Consider the following 320-nt stretch of genomic DNA (forward strand, 5'->3'; position numbering starts at 1 on the left):
ACTCATTTAATTCAAGATTGACAGTAATACTTCGGTGTTACGGTTTAATTACGAATTGAAATGAGAACTAGCAAATTAACTGAATCAAGCGTTTTGGTATATGAATTTAGATTGAAGCTGTACAGTGTTTAAGTGCACAAAGCAACAAACTGTGGGCGCAAGCCTGTTGTTACACTCACTTGTAAGTGTTAATGACTGTTTGGGGTTGTATAGTCAAGTAATTAAGTGCATGTGGTGGATGCCTTGGCAGTCAGAGGCGATGAAAGACGTGATAGCCTGCGAAAAGCTCCGGGGAGGCGGCAAATATCCTTTGATCCGGA

General features: G+C 40.9%; 1 rRNA gene. It reads left to right on the forward strand.

The features are described from left to right. Positions 1 to 211: 211 nt before the first annotated feature. A 23S ribosomal RNA gene (locus ACEO2X_RS14320) occupies positions 212 to 320 on the forward strand; the annotation flags it as partial.

This window comes from Acinetobacter sp. AL9, assembly GCF_041464035.1.
In the GTDB taxonomy this organism is placed as follows: Bacteria; Pseudomonadota; Gammaproteobacteria; order Pseudomonadales; family Moraxellaceae; genus Acinetobacter; species Acinetobacter towneri.